The 16,492-nt window shown below is 39.0% G+C and carries 17 protein-coding genes; 15 read left to right on the top strand and 2 right to left on the bottom strand.

Annotation, left to right across the window (positions count from 1 at the left end; all coding sequences use genetic code 11):
• Positions 1 to 276: 276 nt before the first annotated feature.
• The 4 genes from ABVM49_RS09630 (at position 277) to prfB (ending at position 3,273) form a co-directional block, all read left to right on the top strand.
• Complete coding sequence (locus ABVM49_RS09630; protein WP_035325080.1) at positions 277 to 864, top strand: hypothetical protein; 588 nt, start codon at positions 277 to 279, stop codon at positions 862 to 864.
• Positions 865 to 918: 54 nt separating this feature from the next.
• Entirely contained in the window at positions 919 to 1,362 is a 444-nt protein-coding gene (locus tag ABVM49_RS09625) for a GNAT family N-acetyltransferase (RefSeq protein WP_405201667.1), read from the top strand.
• Between the two features lie 34 nt (positions 1,363 to 1,396).
• The gene (gene trmD, locus ABVM49_RS09620; RefSeq protein WP_021778625.1) at positions 1,397 to 2,074 is read left to right on the top strand and encodes a tRNA (guanosine(37)-N1)-methyltransferase TrmD; all 678 of its coding nucleotides are present in this window, start codon (positions 1,397 to 1,399) and stop codon (positions 2,072 to 2,074) included.
• 91 nt (positions 2,075 to 2,165) lie between these two features.
• Positions 2,166 to 3,273, top strand: a protein-coding gene (prfB, locus tag ABVM49_RS09615; protein ID WP_405201666.1) for a peptide chain release factor 2 whose coding sequence is annotated in 2 segments (ribosomal slippage) — positions 2,166 to 2,228 and positions 2,230 to 3,273 — 1,107 coding nt in all. Because the reading frame shifts where the segments join, the coding sequence is not laid out codon by codon here.
• A gap of 69 nt (positions 3,274 to 3,342) precedes the next feature.
• Here prfB and ABVM49_RS09610 read toward each other — a convergent pair.
• Together ABVM49_RS09610 and ABVM49_RS09605 are read right to left on the bottom strand one after the other, a co-directional pair.
• Complete coding sequence (locus tag ABVM49_RS09610) at positions 3,343 to 3,984, bottom strand: CPBP family intramembrane glutamic endopeptidase (protein WP_405201665.1); 642 nt, start codon at positions 3,982 to 3,984, stop codon at positions 3,343 to 3,345.
• A complete protein-coding gene (locus ABVM49_RS09605; RefSeq protein ID WP_405203671.1) occupies positions 3,981 to 4,439 on the bottom strand; it encodes an Lrp/AsnC family transcriptional regulator in 459 nt (152 codons plus the stop codon). The genes ABVM49_RS09610 and ABVM49_RS09605 overlap by 4 nt, the downstream gene beginning before the upstream one ends.
• Positions 4,440 to 4,630: 191 nt before the next feature.
• On the opposite strand from ABVM49_RS09605, the gene ABVM49_RS09600 reads away from it, so the two are divergent.
• The 11 genes from ABVM49_RS09600 (at position 4,631) to ribB (ending at position 16,370) form a co-directional block, all read left to right on the top strand.
• The gene (locus ABVM49_RS09600) at positions 4,631 to 5,845 is read left to right on the top strand and encodes an aminotransferase class I/II-fold pyridoxal phosphate-dependent enzyme (protein WP_405201664.1); all 1,215 of its coding nucleotides are present in this window, start codon (positions 4,631 to 4,633) and stop codon (positions 5,843 to 5,845) included.
• A gap of 240 nt (positions 5,846 to 6,085) precedes the next feature.
• On the top strand, positions 6,086 to 7,549 hold the full coding sequence (locus tag ABVM49_RS09595) for a Na+/H+ antiporter NhaC family protein (RefSeq protein ID WP_405201663.1): 1,464 nt from the start codon (positions 6,086 to 6,088) through the stop codon (positions 7,547 to 7,549).
• Between the two features lie 175 nt (positions 7,550 to 7,724).
• Positions 7,725 to 8,369, top strand: coding sequence for a peroxiredoxin (locus ABVM49_RS09590; protein WP_405201662.1), 645 nt, complete (start codon positions 7,725 to 7,727; stop codon positions 8,367 to 8,369).
• 13 nt (positions 8,370 to 8,382) lie between these two features.
• Complete coding sequence (locus ABVM49_RS09585) at positions 8,383 to 8,697, top strand: co-chaperone YbbN (RefSeq protein ID WP_298348172.1); 315 nt, start codon at positions 8,383 to 8,385, stop codon at positions 8,695 to 8,697.
• Complete coding sequence (locus ABVM49_RS09580; protein WP_021778616.1) at positions 8,678 to 8,935, top strand: DUF6952 family protein; 258 nt, start codon at positions 8,678 to 8,680, stop codon at positions 8,933 to 8,935. Before ABVM49_RS09585 ends, ABVM49_RS09580 begins: the two co-directional genes overlap by 20 nt.
• 165 nt (positions 8,936 to 9,100) lie before the next feature.
• The gene (gene tpx, locus ABVM49_RS09575; RefSeq protein ID WP_405201661.1) at positions 9,101 to 9,601 is read left to right on the top strand and encodes a thiol peroxidase; all 501 of its coding nucleotides are present in this window, start codon (positions 9,101 to 9,103) and stop codon (positions 9,599 to 9,601) included.
• A gap of 142 nt (positions 9,602 to 9,743) precedes the next feature.
• On the top strand, positions 9,744 to 10,070 hold the full coding sequence (locus ABVM49_RS09570) for a diacylglycerol kinase family protein (RefSeq protein ID WP_405201660.1): 327 nt from the start codon (positions 9,744 to 9,746) through the stop codon (positions 10,068 to 10,070).
• Positions 10,071 to 10,245: 175 nt separating this feature from the next.
• Positions 10,246 to 12,711 (top strand): DNA translocase FtsK 4TM domain-containing protein, encoded by a 2,466-nt coding sequence (locus ABVM49_RS09565; protein ID WP_405201659.1) that lies wholly within the window; start codon positions 10,246 to 10,248, stop codon positions 12,709 to 12,711.
• Between the two features lie 6 nt (positions 12,712 to 12,717).
• Entirely contained in the window at positions 12,718 to 13,437 is a 720-nt protein-coding gene (locus ABVM49_RS09560) for an outer membrane lipoprotein carrier protein LolA (RefSeq protein ID WP_084811635.1), read from the top strand.
• Between the two features lie 63 nt (positions 13,438 to 13,500).
• Positions 13,501 to 15,159, top strand: a complete 1,659-nt coding sequence (locus tag ABVM49_RS09555) for an LptF/LptG family permease (RefSeq protein ID WP_405201658.1) — start codon at positions 13,501 to 13,503, stop codon at positions 15,157 to 15,159.
• A 74-nt stretch (positions 15,160 to 15,233) separates the two neighbouring features.
• Entirely contained in the window at positions 15,234 to 16,370 is a 1,137-nt protein-coding gene (ribB, locus tag ABVM49_RS09550; RefSeq protein WP_298348156.1) for a 3,4-dihydroxy-2-butanone-4-phosphate synthase, read from the top strand.
• Positions 16,371 to 16,492: the final 122 nt, after the last annotated feature.

Raw genomic sequence — 16,492 nt, 5'->3', positions numbered from 1 at the left:
AAATAAGCCTCACAAAAGGTAGTTGCATACTTGGTGATTACCGCAATCGTATGGCTACGCCTCAAAATAGGTTTTAGAGCTAGTCTTAATCAAATCTGCTCTGTCATCTCAGGCAAAACCCCTCTACTATTTCCCTCCTACTACATAAAAAGAAGCAACATCTTGAGATATAATTTTATTTAAAAAGTCCAAAAGATGTATTTTCACGTACTTTTGTAAACTGCGATGGGGTACATCGTCGTTTTTATATAAAATATCATTTAATTTTTCAGATTTATGAACGCTATTACAAAGGCTTTTGCTTTTATATTCCTCCTTTCTTTTACCGCCGTACAAGCACAAGATGCCTCAAAGAGCATTGATGATCAATTTACAGAGGTTATAGATGGTTCAAACAATTACCAGCAATTTAAGGTGATTGAAAAAGTAAAAATGACCCGCCTACAGCAAAACACAAAAAAACGCATAGACGGCCTACAGGCAGAGATAGAAAATCTTAAGTCAGAAATGGCACAGCAGCAAGCGGCTGCAGCACAGGTAAGCACAGACCTTGCTCAAACGCAGGCTACACTAGAAACAACAGAAGGTGAGAAAGACTCAATGAACTTTTTTGGCGCTCAAATGAGTAAAGGCAACTACAACACGATGGTATGGAGTATTGCTGGAGTATTATTACTTGCGTTGTTATTTTTTATATTCAAATTTAGAAGTAGTAACGTACTTACTAAAACGGCACAGCACAAACTAGATGAGACAGAGGCAGAGTTTGAAGATTACCGCCGTAAAGCCTTAGAGAAAGAGCAAAAACTAGGTCGCCAGCTACAAGATGAGCGCAACAGAGCGCTTAAATCTTCAAAAGGGTAAGCACTCGTTTTATTAATACTATAAAATCTGTACTTTAGGGTATAGATTTTTTTTATGCATATACGCCAGGCTACACTTACAGATCTTGAGTTTATTATCCCGCTCTTTGATGGGTATAGACAGTTTTATAAACAACCGTCAGATATAGAAGGGGCTCGCTCCTTTCTTAAAGAACGGTTTACACAAAATGAGAGTACCATTTATGTCGCTCATACTGCAAGTAATCCGCAGGAGCTAGTAGGTTTCACGCAAGTGTACCCCCTATTTTCTTCGGTAAGTATGGAGCGTATGTTATTGCTCAATGATTTATATATTCATCCAGACCACAGAGGAAAAGGTATAGGTACCTTGCTTATAAACCGTGTTAAAGAATTATGTACAGCCACTGGGCAAAAAGGCATTGCATTACAAACGGGTACTACAAACCCGGCACAAAAACTTTATGAGCGTCTAGGCTTTACAAAAGACCCCGATTTACATTACTTTTGGGCTCGCTAGCGCAAGACTCGCCTCGCATTACAATTGTATACTTATGAGAATAGATATTATTACCGTCGTACCAGAGTTATTAAAGAGTCCTTTTGAGGCCTCTATAATGCAACGCTCTATCGCAAAAGGTCTAGTAGAAGTACAGTTTCACAATTTGCGAGACTATACAGATACTAAGTATAAGCAGGTAGATGACTACCAGTTTGGCGGAGGTGCAGGTATGGTAATGCAAATTGAGCCTATAGATAAATGTATCTCTAAGCTCAAATCTGAGCGTGATTATGACGAGGTGATTTATATGACTCCAGATGGTGAGACGCTAGACCAAGGGATGGCAAACACGCTATCGCTCAAAGGCAACATTATCATTCTATGTGGTCATTACAAAGGTGTAGACCAGCGTGTAAGAGATCATTTTATTACCAAGGAAATCTCTATAGGAGATTACGTACTAAGCGGTGGCGAGCTAGGCGCTCTGATACTCTGTGATGCTGTGATACGTTTAATCCCTGGGGTGCTAGGTAATGAGACTTCGGCGCTTACAGATAGTTTTCAAGATGGATTACTGGCCCCACCTATTTACACGCGCCCAGCAGATTATAAAGGCTGGAAAGTTCCTGAGATTCTCACCAGTGGCAATACTCCTAAGGTAGAAGAGTGGCGAGAAGAACAGGCATATATAAGAACAAAAGAAAGAAGACCAGACTTACTAGAGGAGTAATGAGTACGCTTTCGCGAAAGCGTAACAACCCACATTCTCAACACCTAGAAGTTTATAGCATTTTAAATTACAGACCCAGCAAGGGAAGCATATGATTACAACAGACCACATAAAATCACTCCAAGAGCGCGTAGACGGCTTAAGGAGATATCTTTGACGTAGATCGCAAACGCATCGAGATACAAAACGAAGAAGAAAAAACCTTTGACCCAAATTTCTGGAACGACCCAAAAGAGGCTGAGGCCTTTATGAAAACCTTACGTTCTAAAAAGAAATGGGTAACAGATTATGAGGAGGCTCAAACCTTTGTAGAAGACCTAGAGGTGCTCTATGAATTTGCAAAAGAAGGCGAAGCTCCAGAAGAAAATGTACAAGCACGCTATGAGAAAGCGGCTAGTTTTATAGAAGATATCGAGTTTAGAAATATGCTCTCTGAAGAGGGTGATGAGCTAAGCTGTGTCTTACAGATTACCGCCGGAGCCGGTGGTACAGAGAGTTGCGACTGGGCATCTATGCTTATGCGTATGTACTTAATGTATGCAGAAAAACAAGGCTGGAAGGTAAAAGAGCTTAACTTTCAAGAAGGTGATGTAGCGGGTGTAAAAACGGTATCGCTAGAGATAGAAGGTGAGTTTGCCTTTGGCTGGCTTAAAGGCGAAAACGGTGTACACAGACTGGTGCGCATCTCCCCTTTTGACAGTAATGCAAAGCGTCATACCTCATTTGCCTCGGTATATGTATATCCACTTGTAGATGATAGTATTGAGATAGAACTCAATCCAGCAGATTATGATATTGTGACGGCGAGATCTTCTGGTGCTGGAGGGCAAAACGTAAACAAGGTTGAGACTAAGGTCCAACTTACTCACCACCCTACGGGTATACAAATCTCTTGTTCTGACTCACGATCACAACACGATAACCGCGCAAAAGCGTTACAAATGCTTCGTTCTCAATTATACGAGCTAGAACTACGCAAGCAAATGGAAGCTCGTAACGCGATAGAAGCAGATAAAAAGGCCATTGAGTGGGGATCACAAATACGCAATTACGTATTACATCCTTACAAACTTGTAAAAGATGTGCGCACCGCTGTAGAGACAGGTAACACAGATGCTGTACTGGATGGTAACATAGACCTCTTCTTAAAAGGATACCTAATGATGATGGGACAAGAAGAAGCAAGTGATGAGCTATAAAGAATCTGAAGTATAATTATAAAAAGCCAATCGAGAGATTGGCTTTTTATATATCTGAGAAGTATTTTTTTAACACGCCTCCATCCCTGGGAAGGCAAGCATCTGCCCCATCCCTACTGTAAATAACCAGTTACCATATAAAGCGTGCTCTATAGATACTAGTGTGGTAGATCTAGTTTTCTTAAAGGTATAAGCAAATAATAATCCGCCTATAAAGGTGAGTACAATGACTAAGGTATTGCGTAAAAACAAGTGTGCCATTGCAAATACAATCGCATTTACCACGATAAGCAATCGCTTGTCTTTAAAGAAACCATCATAACGGTTAAAGAAAAAAGTTCTATAAATCACCTCTTGCGGCCATACAGATAAGAAAGTGTACACCAGCAATATCATCACCCATAATTTTGGGTTGTTCTGTGGTACACAAAACAAGCTAGAAGGCTGTAATATGTACACGTAAATGGTAGTAACAATGGCTATAACAACAAACTTCACAGCTGTCTCCTTAAAAAAAGACGGCCAGTTTATTGACCGCTCAAGCTTAAACTTTACCGCCCTACTTCTATAAAGCATCACCAGTAAATATGTAAAACCTATTAAAACCGAAGCTACCTTGATTTTAAAGTCATAGGGTAATAATAGACTTAATGGTAGTATTATGAATAATATAAAAAACTCTGTGAGTACATAATACTTGCCATTCATCATATCGTGATTGTTGTAGTGTTTTTTACCTCGCTTATAGTAAACGAGCTCTGTGTACTCCCTATATACTTAAGAGTCGTAAGCTTACTTACCATAAAATTACGAAAATGCTCCATATCTCTTACCAGCACTTTGAGTAAATAATCATAGTCCCCACTTACGTGAAAACACTCTAACACCTCATCTAGCGCGGTCACCTCTTTTTCAAAAGAGTCTATTGCATTTTGCGCGTGCTTCTCTAGCTTTACGTGGCAAAACACCTGAAAACCTAGCCCTACGATATCCTTATTAAGAAGTGTGATATACTGTGCGATCACTCCAGAGCGCTCCATCTTTTTTACACGCTCATAAATAGCAGTTACAGAAAGATTAAGCTTTGCAGAAAGCTCTTTGTTTGTGATTTTGGCATCCTGTTGTAGGTATCCTAAAATCTTTTTGTCTAGTTCGTCAAGTTTCATCATAGAAAAATTATCAGTATTTGGGGTAAACTTATGCTTTCGCGAAAGCGAAATTCTAATTATTTACAATAATACAGTTTAATTATCTATATATCTAACTCACTATTGATTAAATATCTACATATACATACATTTACGTTATAAATAACAAGTATTTACACAAACTAATCTATTCAAACACTTAGCGCCTTATGAAATTTAAACCCGCAAACGAGATCCAAGATTTACAGTATTTTGGAGAATTTGGAGGAGTAAATCCTTCTATTTCAGATAGCTCAACCTACACTTTTTTATCGGCAAAAACAATGTTTGACACCTTTGAAGGAAATGCAGATGGTTGTTATTTATACTCAAGACACAGCACACCGTCTAATCTTTATCTAGGTGCAGCCCTAGCCGCAATGGAAGGAACAGAAACGGCAAACGTTGCTGCCAGTGGGATGGGTGCTATCACTCCTACGCTATTACAACTATGCCAGGCTGGTGATCACGTAGTGTCAAGCCGTACCATTTATGGAGGAACATATGCCTTCTTAAAAAACTTTGCTCCTAGACTAAGCATCACGACGAGCTTTGTAGACATTACAAATCTGGAAGCTGTAGAAGCTGCTATTACAAAAGACACGAAGGTGCTCTACTGTGAGTCTGTGAGCAACCCACTACTTGAGATTGCAGATATTGAAGGGCTCTCTGCCATTGCAAAAAGACATCACCTTAAACTAGTGGTAGATAATACATTCTCACCGCTCTCTATATCTCCTGTAAACCACGGTGCAGATGTGGTGATACACAGTCTTACTAAGTTTATAAACGGATCTTCAGACACGGTAGGTGGCGTGGTGTGCGGTACACAAGAATTTATAGATGAGTTACGTAATGTAAATGATGGAGCAAGTATGCTACTAGGTCCTACTATGGATAGTCTGAGAGCAGCCTCTGTACTTAAGAACTTACGCACCCTGCATATACGTATGATGCAACATAGTCACAATGCTATGTATCTCGCAGAGCGTTTTGAAAATCTAGGACTAAGAACGGTATACCCAGGACTCCCTTCTCACCCTAGTCACGAGGTGTTTAATAGACATATGAATGAAAAGTACGGCTACGGCGGTATGCTTACAGTAGATGTAGGTTCACTAGATAAGGCAAACGCACTTATGGAGTTAATGCAAGAAAAGAACCTAGGTTACTTAGCCGTAAGTTTAGGATTTTACAAAACCCTCTTTAGCGCTCCAGGAACTTCTACTTCATCAGAAATTCCAGAAGATGAGCAAGCAGCTATGGGACTTACAGATGGTCTCATAAGGTTCTCAATAGGCCTTGATGCAGATATAGAACGTACTTATGAAATGATGAAATCTTGTATGGAAGAGATAGGCGTTTTGGTTCCAAAAATGGCATAACACATTACCGCCATTAAAATCTTTGCGAGCTTATAGTAACCTACTGTAAGCTCGCATTGTTTTTTTTATAACATAACAAGCGTTGCACTACACAGTCTAACTAACTATAACAAAGAGTGATAGATTCTCACCTCTTTTAATCTAAGAGATGAGCTTGTAATGAGAGCTATGAGCTATTTGCTCTCACACCTTGCAAAATACAGGCTATTATTGTAACATTACCTATACAAAACACACACAATGAATAACAATCTAGAAGAGCAAAAAAACCATCATATTGTAGATAACCGTGAACTAAATTTGTGGGAGGCTCTTATCCCAGTTGTTATTTTAATGGGGCTTCTAGCGTATAACATTTTTCTTAAAGATGGTGTGTGGCTTGGTGAGTATTCTAATCAATATATCCTTCTTATGGGAGGAGCTGCAGCCGCAGTGGTAGGCTTTCTTAATAAATCTACACTAGGCACAATGCTCGCCGAAGTTTGGGAAAACCTCAAAAGTGTTTTTGTACCTATAATCATATTATTTCTAGTAGGAGCACTTGCCGGTAGCTGGCTTGTGAGTGGTATTATTCCAGCAATGGTATATTATGGCCTCCAGGTGTTAAACCCTACTATCTTTTTACCAGCCTCTGTCATTATTGCTGCCATTATCTCCATTGCAACAGGAAGCTCTTGGACCACCTCTGCCACTGTAGGTATTGCTCTTATAGGTATAGGTCAAGCGCTGGGTATAGATGCAGGTATGATAGCTGGAGCTGTGATTTCTGGTGCATACTTTGGTGATAAAATGTCACCACTAAGTGATACAACTAACCTAGCTCCAGCGATGGCAGGTACAGATCTTTTTACGCATATAAAATATATGACGCTTACTACGGTACCTACTATAGTTATCACGCTACTCGTATTTATTATTATAAGCCTTAATATAGACACCACAGGTACGGCAGATGTCACAGAGTTACTAGGTGTAATAGATGACACCTTTAATATTACTCCTATGCTTTTTATCGTTCCAGGTGTGGTAATTGCATTAATCGTTACAAAGACAAAACCACTCATCGCCTTAGGAATAGGTGTTGTACTTGCAGCAGTGTTTGCATATATCTTTCAACCAGAAATACTAGAGGGATTATCTACATCAAAAATAAATGCCATAGCCACAGCTATCTGGACAGATACTGCTATAGAAACACCTAACGCTACACTTAACGAACTCTTTAGCGCGGGAGGTATACTTGGTATGCTATGGACGATATTACTTATATGTTGTGCGATGGTTTTTGGAGGGATTATGGACGGTATAGGTGCACTATCTAGAATTACAAAAGCCCTACTGAGTGTCGCAGACACGGTTTTTGGTCTTTTTGCAAGTACAGTGATTTCTTGTCTGGGTCTCAATGCTATTGCATCAGATCAATATCTTGCGCTTGTCATCCCTGGTAAAATGTTTAAGAAAGCATACGAAGACAAAGGACTTGCTCCAGAAAACTTATCTCGTACGCTAGAAGATTCTGGTACGGTAACCTCTGTTCTTATCCCTTGGAACACTTGTGGAGCATATCAAAGTGAAGTACTTAATGTAGGCGTGGCTGAGTACTTTGTTTTTGCCATCTTTAACTGGCTCTCGCCATTTATGACACTCATTTTTGCAGGATTTAATATTAAAATCAGACAAATTAAGGATGCAAAGAAAGCATAAGTATATTTTTTTTACGCTTTCGCGAAAGCGTAACACACACGCTTACAACGCCTCATAATCCAGTATAAGAAATACTAATACTACTATCAACTTATTACATTAAAGGTTTTTTTTAAAGCTCTATTTGGGAGGTACTTTTGCACTCTCAAATTACGAACATAAAAACCTTAAAATAATGACACTAGTTGGAAAAAAATTCCCAAACCTTGCCGTAGATGCAATGGATGAAATGGGAGATACTTTTAAGATCAATATCTTAGAAAAAGCAAAAGAAGAAGGAAAGAAAATCATTCTTTTCTGGTACCCAAAAGATTTTACATTTGTTTGTCCTACAGAGCTTCACGCTTTTGAAGCAGCAAAGCAAGCATTTGCAGACCGTAATACAATCGTAATAGGTGCATCTTGTGATACTCCAGAAGTACACTTTGCGTGGTTAAACACTGCAAAAGATAACGGAGGTATAGAAGGTGTAACATACCCTATACTTGCAGACTCTAACCGTAACCTTGCAAACCAGTTAGGTATTCTTGACGTGACTAACGAGCGTTTTGATGAAGAGACTGGAAATGTACTTGTTGATGGTGACAATGTAACTTACAGAGCGACATACCTTATTGATGAAGAGGGAACTGTTTTTCACGAAGGTGTAAACCATATGCCACTGGGTCGTAACGTATCTGAGTTTTTAAGACTTGTAGATGCATACACGCACGTACAAGAAAAAGGAGAAGTTTGTCCTGCAAACTGGGAAGATGGTAAAGAAGCGATGAACGCAAACCGTGATGGTGTAGCTAGCTACCTTGCAGCTCACGCAAACTAAAAAAACAGAAGCTATGATTCAAGAATTAGATCAAGATAATCTTAACCAGATTGTTGCCGAAAATGAGACCGTTGTCGTACAATACAGTGCTACCTGGTGTGGTAACTGTCGTATTATGAAGCCTAAGTTCAAGAAACTAGCTTCAGAAAATAAAAACGTAAAGTTTGTTATTGTAGATGCCGAGAAGAATCCTGAGTCACGTAAAATGGCTACAGTAGATAACCTTCCTACATTTGCAACGTTTACAAAGGGATCATTTACTAATCAAGTGCAGACCAATAAATTTGATGTACTTAAAGACCTTGTAAATGAAGTTACCAGTAATTAAGCACCTCGTAGGTTTTATAGAAGAAAATGATCAAGATTTTCTTATTGAAACGGTAGAGACACTTGAGCACCTTACAGAGGTTCCTTCTCTTAAAGATGAAGAGCTAGATGTGATAGGTGAACTTATCTCAAATATGTATGGAGCGCTAGAAGTGCATAAAGATATGCGTAGCGGTACCGCAAAAAAAGAGGCTCTTAACGGCTTTATGAAACGTGTAATGGGGTCTATAGATAACTAAGATTTCCTACTCACACAACCTTATTAAAAGTACAACCGCCTCTGGCAGTTGTACTTTTTTTTTATTCTTAATGTAAGTATACCAGAGCAACTTGATAAACAATTGTTAAGCGAGTGGTAAATGGTAGTTTTTGTTTTACTTTTACGAGACAACAAAAAAAATAAAATGGCAACAATAACATTAGGCGGCAACGCAACACAAACCGTAGGCGAACTTCCAAAAGTAGGAACAGCAGCTCCAGATTTTACGTTATCAAAAAACGATCTTTCTCCAGCAAGCTTATCAGACTATAAAGGGAAGCGTGTGGTACTTAACATCTTTCCATCTATAGACACAGGTGTATGTGCACAATCTGTACGTACGTTTAATGAAAAAGTTTCTAGCGCAGAAAATACGGAGGTACTTTGTATCTCTCGTGACTTACCATTTGCTCAAGCGCGTTTTTGTGCAGCAGAGGGTCTAGATAATGTACACACCTTATCTGATTTCAAGACAGGAAAATTTGGTGAAGACTATGGGGTTACTATCGCAGATGGTGGTTTTGACGGCTTACACTCAAGAGCCGTAGTTGTTCTTAATGAAGAAGGGCAAGTAGTTTATACAGAGCAAGTTCCAGAAGTAGGTCAAGAGCCTAACTATGAAGGTGCAATGAACGCTCTTAAATAATATAGAATATACATAAACCTGCCTGAGCTTGTACAACTGCGTGCAATCTGGCAGGTTTATTTATGTACTATTGTAACCACTTTACACCATAAAAAACCAAACACACGTGCCTATAAAATTTATAACGGGAAGACTCAAAGGGATGAAATACTCGCTACAAGGCGGTATACAACTCATACGCTCTGAGGCAAGCATACAAGTACAATTTGGTGTGGCTATACTTATTACCATTGCTGGTTTTTACTACAACATAAGCCGCACAGAATGGATTGCTCAAACCCTATGCATAGGCTTGGTTATGACCGCAGAAGGACTTAATACCGCGATAGAAGGTATTGCAGACTTTATACATCCAGACTTTCACGAGAAAATAGGAAAAATCAAAGATATTGCTGCAGGTGCTGTAGGTATCGCTGCTTTAATAGCTGTTATAATTGCCGGCATTATCTACATCCCTAGAATTTTTTAAAAAATCTACATACATTTTTTGTGACAAGCCGCTTTTAAATAGCAGCATCTCAAGAGGATATTACCCTAAAAATACACTTAAACAGAAACGTTAAACAAGGGCGCATAAACCCATAAAAATTCCGTTTCAATATTGTATTTTTATATCCACTCAAAAAACAACCTCGAGCGCTTCTATGGCAAAAAAGAAAACCACGGCAAAAAAAACCAAACCTAAAACCCCTAGAAAACCTATTTCCTTTAAACTGTCGCGCCAGCAACAGATTATACTTGGGAGTTTTCTATTCTTTTTAGGCCTTGCCCTACTCTTTTCTTTTATCTCGTATCTCTTTACGTGGAAAGCAGACCAGAGCCTACTACAAACAGGTACTAGAGAAGATAATGCGTCTAACTGGCTCTCGCTCGTAGGAGCTCGCATAAGTCACTTCTTTGTCTACAAAGGTTTTGGGATCCCTGCACTCACCATCGCTATACTCACTGCCTTAACAGGTGTCTATTACTTTTTTGATTATGCAAAAGCTGCACTTAAGAAATTTTGGTTTTGGGGTATCCTTTTAATGTTATGGCTTGCTGTTTTTCTAGGCTTCTTTAGTAACAGTAATGACATACTGGGTGGTACAGTAGGTTATGAAATAAACGATTTTTTACAAGACTACCTAGGGCTTACAGGTGCCATTATCGTGATGACTTTCCTCGCGATTATTTACCTCGTGCTACGTTTACGACTTACACCAGAGCGTGTGAGCACCTATTTTAAAGAAAAGAAAAATGCCCTTGCAGGCGAGTTTGCTTCAGATGCGACTCCAGAGCCTGTTATTTTAGATAACTCATCTACTTATGAGGCACAAGAAATACTTAAGGGAAGTACTACTGGTGGAGATGAGACCGCTTTCGCGAAAGCGGAAACAGAAACACCTCCTACAACCACCTCTACATTTGAACAAAATGTACAAAACTTGCAACCTACACTTACTAAAAAGACACCTGAGGTAGAGAGCAGCTTTGAAGTAACCCAAGCTCCAGAAGAGGAAGAAGTCATCCCTACCCCAGAAACTGTAGTCGAGGTAGAGGTCGAAAAACCAGTCGAAGAAGAAGAACTTACAGATAACCTGAGCTCAAAACTGGTAGAAGATTTTGGTGAGTTTGACCCTACGCTAGAGTTGGCAAAATTTAAATTCCCACCTATAGACTTATTAAAAGACTACACAAACGGACAAGGAATTACCATTAATCAAGAAGAACTTGAAGAGAATAAAAACCGTATTGTAGAGACACTCAACAACTACAAAATAGGAATCTCAAACATAAAGGCAACCGTAGGTCCTACCGTAACCCTATACGAGATTGTACCAGAAGCGGGTGTACGTATTTCAAAAATTAAGAATCTGGAAGATGATATTGCACTATCACTAAGTGCCCTTGGTATACGTATCATTGCTCCTATTCCTGGTCGTGGTACCATAGGTATTGAGGTTCCTAATAAGAATCCTCGTATTGTAAGTATGCGCTCTGCGGTGGCTAGTAAGAAGTTTCAAGAAGCAGAGATGGAGTTACCACTTACACTAGGTAAAACCATCTCAAACGAGACTTTTGTAGTAGATCTTGCAAAGATGCCTCACCTACTTATGGCAGGTGCTACGGGACAAGGTAAATCTGTTGGTCTTAATGCAATCCTTACCTCACTACTATACAAAAAGCACCCTGCAGAGGTAAAATTTGTACTGGTAGATCCAAAAAAGGTGGAGCTTACTTTATTTAATAAAATAGAACGCCACTATCTGGCAAAACTACCAGATACAGACGAGGCCATTATCACAGACAACTCTAAGGTGATAAACACACTCAACTCTATGTGTATAGAGATGGATGCGAGATATGACCTTCTTAAAAATGCAATGTGCCGTAATATTAAGGAGTACAATGCAAAGTTTAAAGCAAGAAAACTCAATCCAGAAAACGGCCACAAGTTTTTACCATATATCGTACTTGTAGTAGATGAGTTTGCAGATTTGATTATGACTTCTGGTAAAGAGGTTGAGACTCCTATTGCTCGTCTGGCGCAGCTTGCTCGTGCCATTGGTATACACCTTATAATCGCAACACAACGTCCTTCTGTAAATGTTATTACAGGTATTATTAAGGCAAACTTCCCGGCGCGTATCGCCTTTAGAGTAACTTCAAAAATTGATAGTCGCACCATACTTGACACCTCTGGAGCAGACCAGCTTATAGGTCGTGGGGATATGTTATACACTCAGGGTAATGATGTTGTGCGTATACAATGTGCCTTTGTAGACACTCCAGAAGTAGAGCGCATTGTAGAATATATAGGTAATCAAAAAGCATATCCAGATGCACACTTACTGCCAGAGTATGTAGGTGAAGAGAGTGGCACAAGTCTTGATATAGATGCATCAGATAGAGATGCACTTTTTCGTGATGCTGCCGAAGTTTTGGTAATAGCTCAACAAGGTAGTGCCTCACTATTGCAACGTAAACTTAAATTAGGATATAATCGAGCAGGTAGAATCATAGATCAACTAGAAGCTGCAGGTGTGGTAGGACCTTTTGAAGGTAGTAAAGCACGACAGGTTCTGGTTCCAGATATGGTGGCTCTCGATCAACTCCTTAACAATGAATAAACCAAGATGAAGAAGAGATTAATTTTTTGGCTGGCACCTATACTATTTAAGAAGGTCTTAGTTCCAGTCGCAGTAAAAGGGTACAGAAAATTTGCAAAGCGTGCAATGCCAGTGGTATTGTTGTTATTTATGACCGCTTTCGCGAAAGCGCAATCTGTACAAACACTCCTTAAAGAGGTAGATACTAAAGTTAAGAGCTACGATAATATAGCAATAGACTTTAAGTATGCCCTTAGCAATGAAGCCGAAGGTGTAAATCAAGAGACTAAAGGTAACGTAGTAATGGCAGGTGATAATTATAAGTTATCACTTATGGGTACGACACAATTATTTGACGGGACAAACGTCTACACGATTGTACCTGAAGATGAAGAGGTAACCATAAGCGCGATGAGTGATCAAGATGAAAATGCGATCACACCGTCTAAGATGCTTTCTTTCTTTAATGAAGGATACACGCAAAAGATGGACATCAAGCAAAAAGTAAATGGTAGAGAGATACAATTTGTAAAACTCACACCTATGGATTCTAATAGTGATGTGAAGTATACTTTGCTAGGTGTAGATGCTCAGACTAAGCATATACACAAACTTATTATTACCCAAAACAATGGTACTAAAGTGACTATAACGGTAAACTCTTTTAAGACTAACCAGCCACTTGCAAAGAATACCTTTACTTTTGATAAGGGTAAATACACAGACTATTATATCAATAAATTATAACAGTAGATACTAGAGCTAAGGGCGCAGACTTCTTATTTTTGTCTGCGCCCTTATCATTTATAGATGAAAATACTTGACCGCTATATCTTCTTTACGTTTGTAAAAACGTTTCTGAGCATCTTTTCTATATTGATGTTCATTTTTGTTTTACAGAGTGTATGGTTATATATACAAGAACTAGCAGGTAGAGATCTGGACTTTGATGTGATATTAAAGTTTTTACTCTTTGCAATGCCTAGTCTTGTAACACTTGTATTGCCTCTTTCTGTGCTACTTACGAGTATAATGACCTTTGGGAATTTTGCCGAGAATTATGAGTTTGCAGCAATGAAGTCTACGGGGATCTCACTACAGCGGGCAATGAAGAGTGTTATATTCTTCATTATATTTTTAGGTATCGCATCCTTTTTATTTGCAAATTATGTGATTCCCGCATCACAGGTTGAGTTTAGAAACCTACGTAATAACATAGGTAAGATGAAACCTGCTATGCTCATACGTAGTGGCCAGTTTAATGAAATAGGTGACGACTTTAATATGCGTGTTGCAGAGAAGTATGGTGATAGAGATCAATATCTCAGAGATGTTGTCATACATCAAAAGGAAAAAGGACGGCTTGGTAATTATACGGTTATCGTTGCAAAAGAAGGAGAGCTCATAAGTTCTATAGACTCCCCTACTCTGTCACTACAACTCAAGGAAGGTAACTACTATACAGAAGTACAGAAGAAAAAGACTAAGGAAAAACTTAAAGAGCCTTTTGCAAAGAGTTATTTTGAGACCTACACGCTCAACATAGACCTAAGCGCCCTAGGCAATGAAGATCTAGATGCCAGAGATATAAACAACACCTACCAGATGATGGATATTGTACTACTAGATTCTAGTATTACAGCCCTATCTGAAAGATTTGTTGAAGACAGAACAAAGTTTACAAACAAGTATGTAAGCCGCATAAAACCACCGCCTGTAGATACTCTTTATCAAGGTAATGTAAAACAACAAAGCGCAGAGATAAAAGAGGCCATATTAGACAACTACGAGATTAAAGACCGCGTGCGTATCTTAGAAATTGCAAAGTCTAATATAAGCAACACCATTGCAGATATAGAGAACAGAAAAAAGATTCTCAAAATTGATGTAAAGCGATTAAGCAAATTTGAAATCTCACTACACGAGAAATATGTATTAGGCTTTAGCTGTATTCTTCTCTTTTTTGTGGGAGCTCCACTAGGCGCTATTATACGTAAAGGTGGACTTGGCTTGCCTATTGTAATAGGTGTGGTGCTCTTTCTTACCTTTCACTTCATAGGTATTTTTGCAAAAAATAGTGCAGAAGACAACTCAATTAGTCCGTTTATAGCGAGTTGGTTAAGTACATTTATTTTGTTCCCACTTGGGGTGTATCTCACCTATCGCGCAACGACAGACCAAGGCATCTTTGATGTAGACATTATGCCTACGTTTATTAAAAAACTATTTGCAAGACCTAAAAAGAAAGCTATCAATATTGACGCGCTAGACTTAAGCTACTCAATAAGCGATGAAGAAGAAAAAATGCTAGACAGCCTTTCTTCAAACCAGCTCAAGGACGTTGTAAAAAACTATAAAGAATCTGGACACTCTACAGATGTACGCAAGGCTGCCATCTCAAGACTAGGTAAGCTAGGTATTACCTTAGATAATTTAAAAACTCAAGGGTATTTTACAGATAATCTATAGGGCTATCTGAGCTAAATGAATATCCATTATATACACACGTTCTTGTATCTTTGTGCAAAACGTTACTCATACAAATGACAGCACCCAAAACGATACAACTACACACTATAGAAGAAGCCATAGAAGATATTAAAAATGGCAAAGTAATCATAGTAGTAGATGATGAAGACCGAGAAAATGAAGGAGACTTTGTAGCGGCAGCAGAGACAGTAACACCAGAGATGATTAACTTTATGGCTACGCACGGGCGTGGTCTTATCTGTGCTCCTATTACTGAAGATCGTTGTGAAGAGTTGCAACTCAATATGATGGTAACGAGCAACACAGACCCTATGGAGACGGCCTTTACCATCTCTGTAGATTTAAAAGGTCAAGGGGTAACCACCGGTATATCTGCCTCAGATAGGGCAAAAACCGTACAAGCACTTATAGACCCGCACACTAAACCTTATGATTTAAGTAGACCGGGACACATTTTTCCGCTTAAGGCAAAGGAAGGTGGTGTACTGCGTCGCACAGGTCACACAGAAGCCGCAATAGATTTTGCTAGACTTGCTGGTTTTAAACCTGCAGGAGCCATCGTAGAGATAATGAATGAAGATGGTACAATGGCACGACTCCCTCAACTTATGGAGGTGGCAGAAAAGTTTGACCTCAAAATTGTTTCTATAGAAGATCTAGTGGCCTACCGTATGAACCACGATAGCCTTATAGACAAGAAAGAAGACTTTGAGATAAAAACTCGTTTTGGAGATTTTAGACTTCGCGCTTATGAGCAAACCACAAATGACACTGTGCACATCGCACTTACAAAAGGTGGATGGGAAGATGATGAGCCAGTACTAGTGCGTGTAAACTCTACTCAAATTAACAACGACCTTCTAGGCACGCTTACCAATAATCCAGACGCCAAACTAGACGATATGTTTAAAGCCGTAAATGAGGCTGGCAAAGGAGCTATAGTTTTTATAAATCAAGAAAATGCCTCGGCAAATTTATTGGGACGATTAAGTGAGCTCAAAAACATTCAAAAAGATGGAGTAATGAAAGCTCCTAATATTGTTATGGACTCAAAAGACTTTGGTATAGGTGCACAGATTTTACACGATCTACGCATTTCTAAAGTAAAACTTATGACTAACAGCGAGGGACTTAAACGTATCGGTATCGTAGGCTACGGTCTTGAGATTGTAGAACGCGTAGGGTACTAAGACCTATTTATCATATACTTAAAAAGCTATCTCAATAAAGAGATGGCTTTTTTTATGGGTTTTAATTACGCTTTCGCGAAAGCGTAAAAAAGAAAATCTCAAACATCATTACTGAGATTTGA

Origin of the sequence: Dokdonia sp. LLG6352-1 (genome assembly GCF_045055815.1) — a bacterium.
Taxonomy (GTDB): Bacteria; Bacteroidota; Bacteroidia; order Flavobacteriales; family Flavobacteriaceae; genus Dokdonia; species Dokdonia donghaensis.
This window is presented reverse-complemented; position numbering and strand designations above follow the sequence as displayed.

Bases quoted from the DNA above. Each gene is read 5' to 3' on its own strand.
- ABVM49_RS09630 (WP_035325080.1), top strand. From the start codon at position 277: ATGAACGCTATTACAAAGGCTTTTGCTTTTATATTCCTCCTTTCTTTT.
- tpx (WP_405201661.1), top strand. From the start codon at position 9,101: ATGGCAACAATAACATTAGGCGGCAACGCAACACAAACCGTAGGCGAA.
- ABVM49_RS09610 (WP_405201665.1), bottom strand. From the start codon at position 3,984: ATGATGAATGGCAAGTATTATGTACTCACAGAGTTTTTTATATTATTC.
- ABVM49_RS09580 (WP_021778616.1), top strand. From the start codon at position 8,678: ATGAAGTTACCAGTAATTAAGCACCTCGTAGGTTTTATAGAAGAAAAT.
- ABVM49_RS09595 (WP_405201663.1), top strand. From the start codon at position 6,086: ATGAATAACAATCTAGAAGAGCAAAAAAACCATCATATTGTAGATAAC.
- ABVM49_RS09600 (WP_405201664.1), top strand. From the start codon at position 4,631: ATGAAATTTAAACCCGCAAACGAGATCCAAGATTTACAGTATTTTGGA.
- ABVM49_RS09565 (WP_405201659.1), top strand. From the start codon at position 10,246: ATGGCAAAAAAGAAAACCACGGCAAAAAAAACCAAACCTAAAACCCCT.
- ABVM49_RS09585 (WP_298348172.1), top strand. From the start codon at position 8,383: ATGATTCAAGAATTAGATCAAGATAATCTTAACCAGATTGTTGCCGAA.
- trmD (WP_021778625.1), top strand. From the start codon at position 1,397: ATGAGAATAGATATTATTACCGTCGTACCAGAGTTATTAAAGAGTCCT.
- ABVM49_RS09555 (WP_405201658.1), top strand. From the start codon at position 13,501: ATGAAAATACTTGACCGCTATATCTTCTTTACGTTTGTAAAAACGTTT.
- ribB (WP_298348156.1), top strand. From the start codon at position 15,234: ATGACAGCACCCAAAACGATACAACTACACACTATAGAAGAAGCCATA.
- ABVM49_RS09590 (WP_405201662.1), top strand. From the start codon at position 7,725: ATGACACTAGTTGGAAAAAAATTCCCAAACCTTGCCGTAGATGCAATG.
- ABVM49_RS09570 (WP_405201660.1), top strand. From the start codon at position 9,744: ATGAAATACTCGCTACAAGGCGGTATACAACTCATACGCTCTGAGGCA.
- ABVM49_RS09560 (WP_084811635.1), top strand. From the start codon at position 12,718: ATGAAGAAGAGATTAATTTTTTGGCTGGCACCTATACTATTTAAGAAG.
- ABVM49_RS09625 (WP_405201667.1), top strand. From the start codon at position 919: ATGCATATACGCCAGGCTACACTTACAGATCTTGAGTTTATTATCCCG.
- ABVM49_RS09605 (WP_405203671.1), bottom strand. From the start codon at position 4,439: ATGAAACTTGACGAACTAGACAAAAAGATTTTAGGATACCTACAACAG.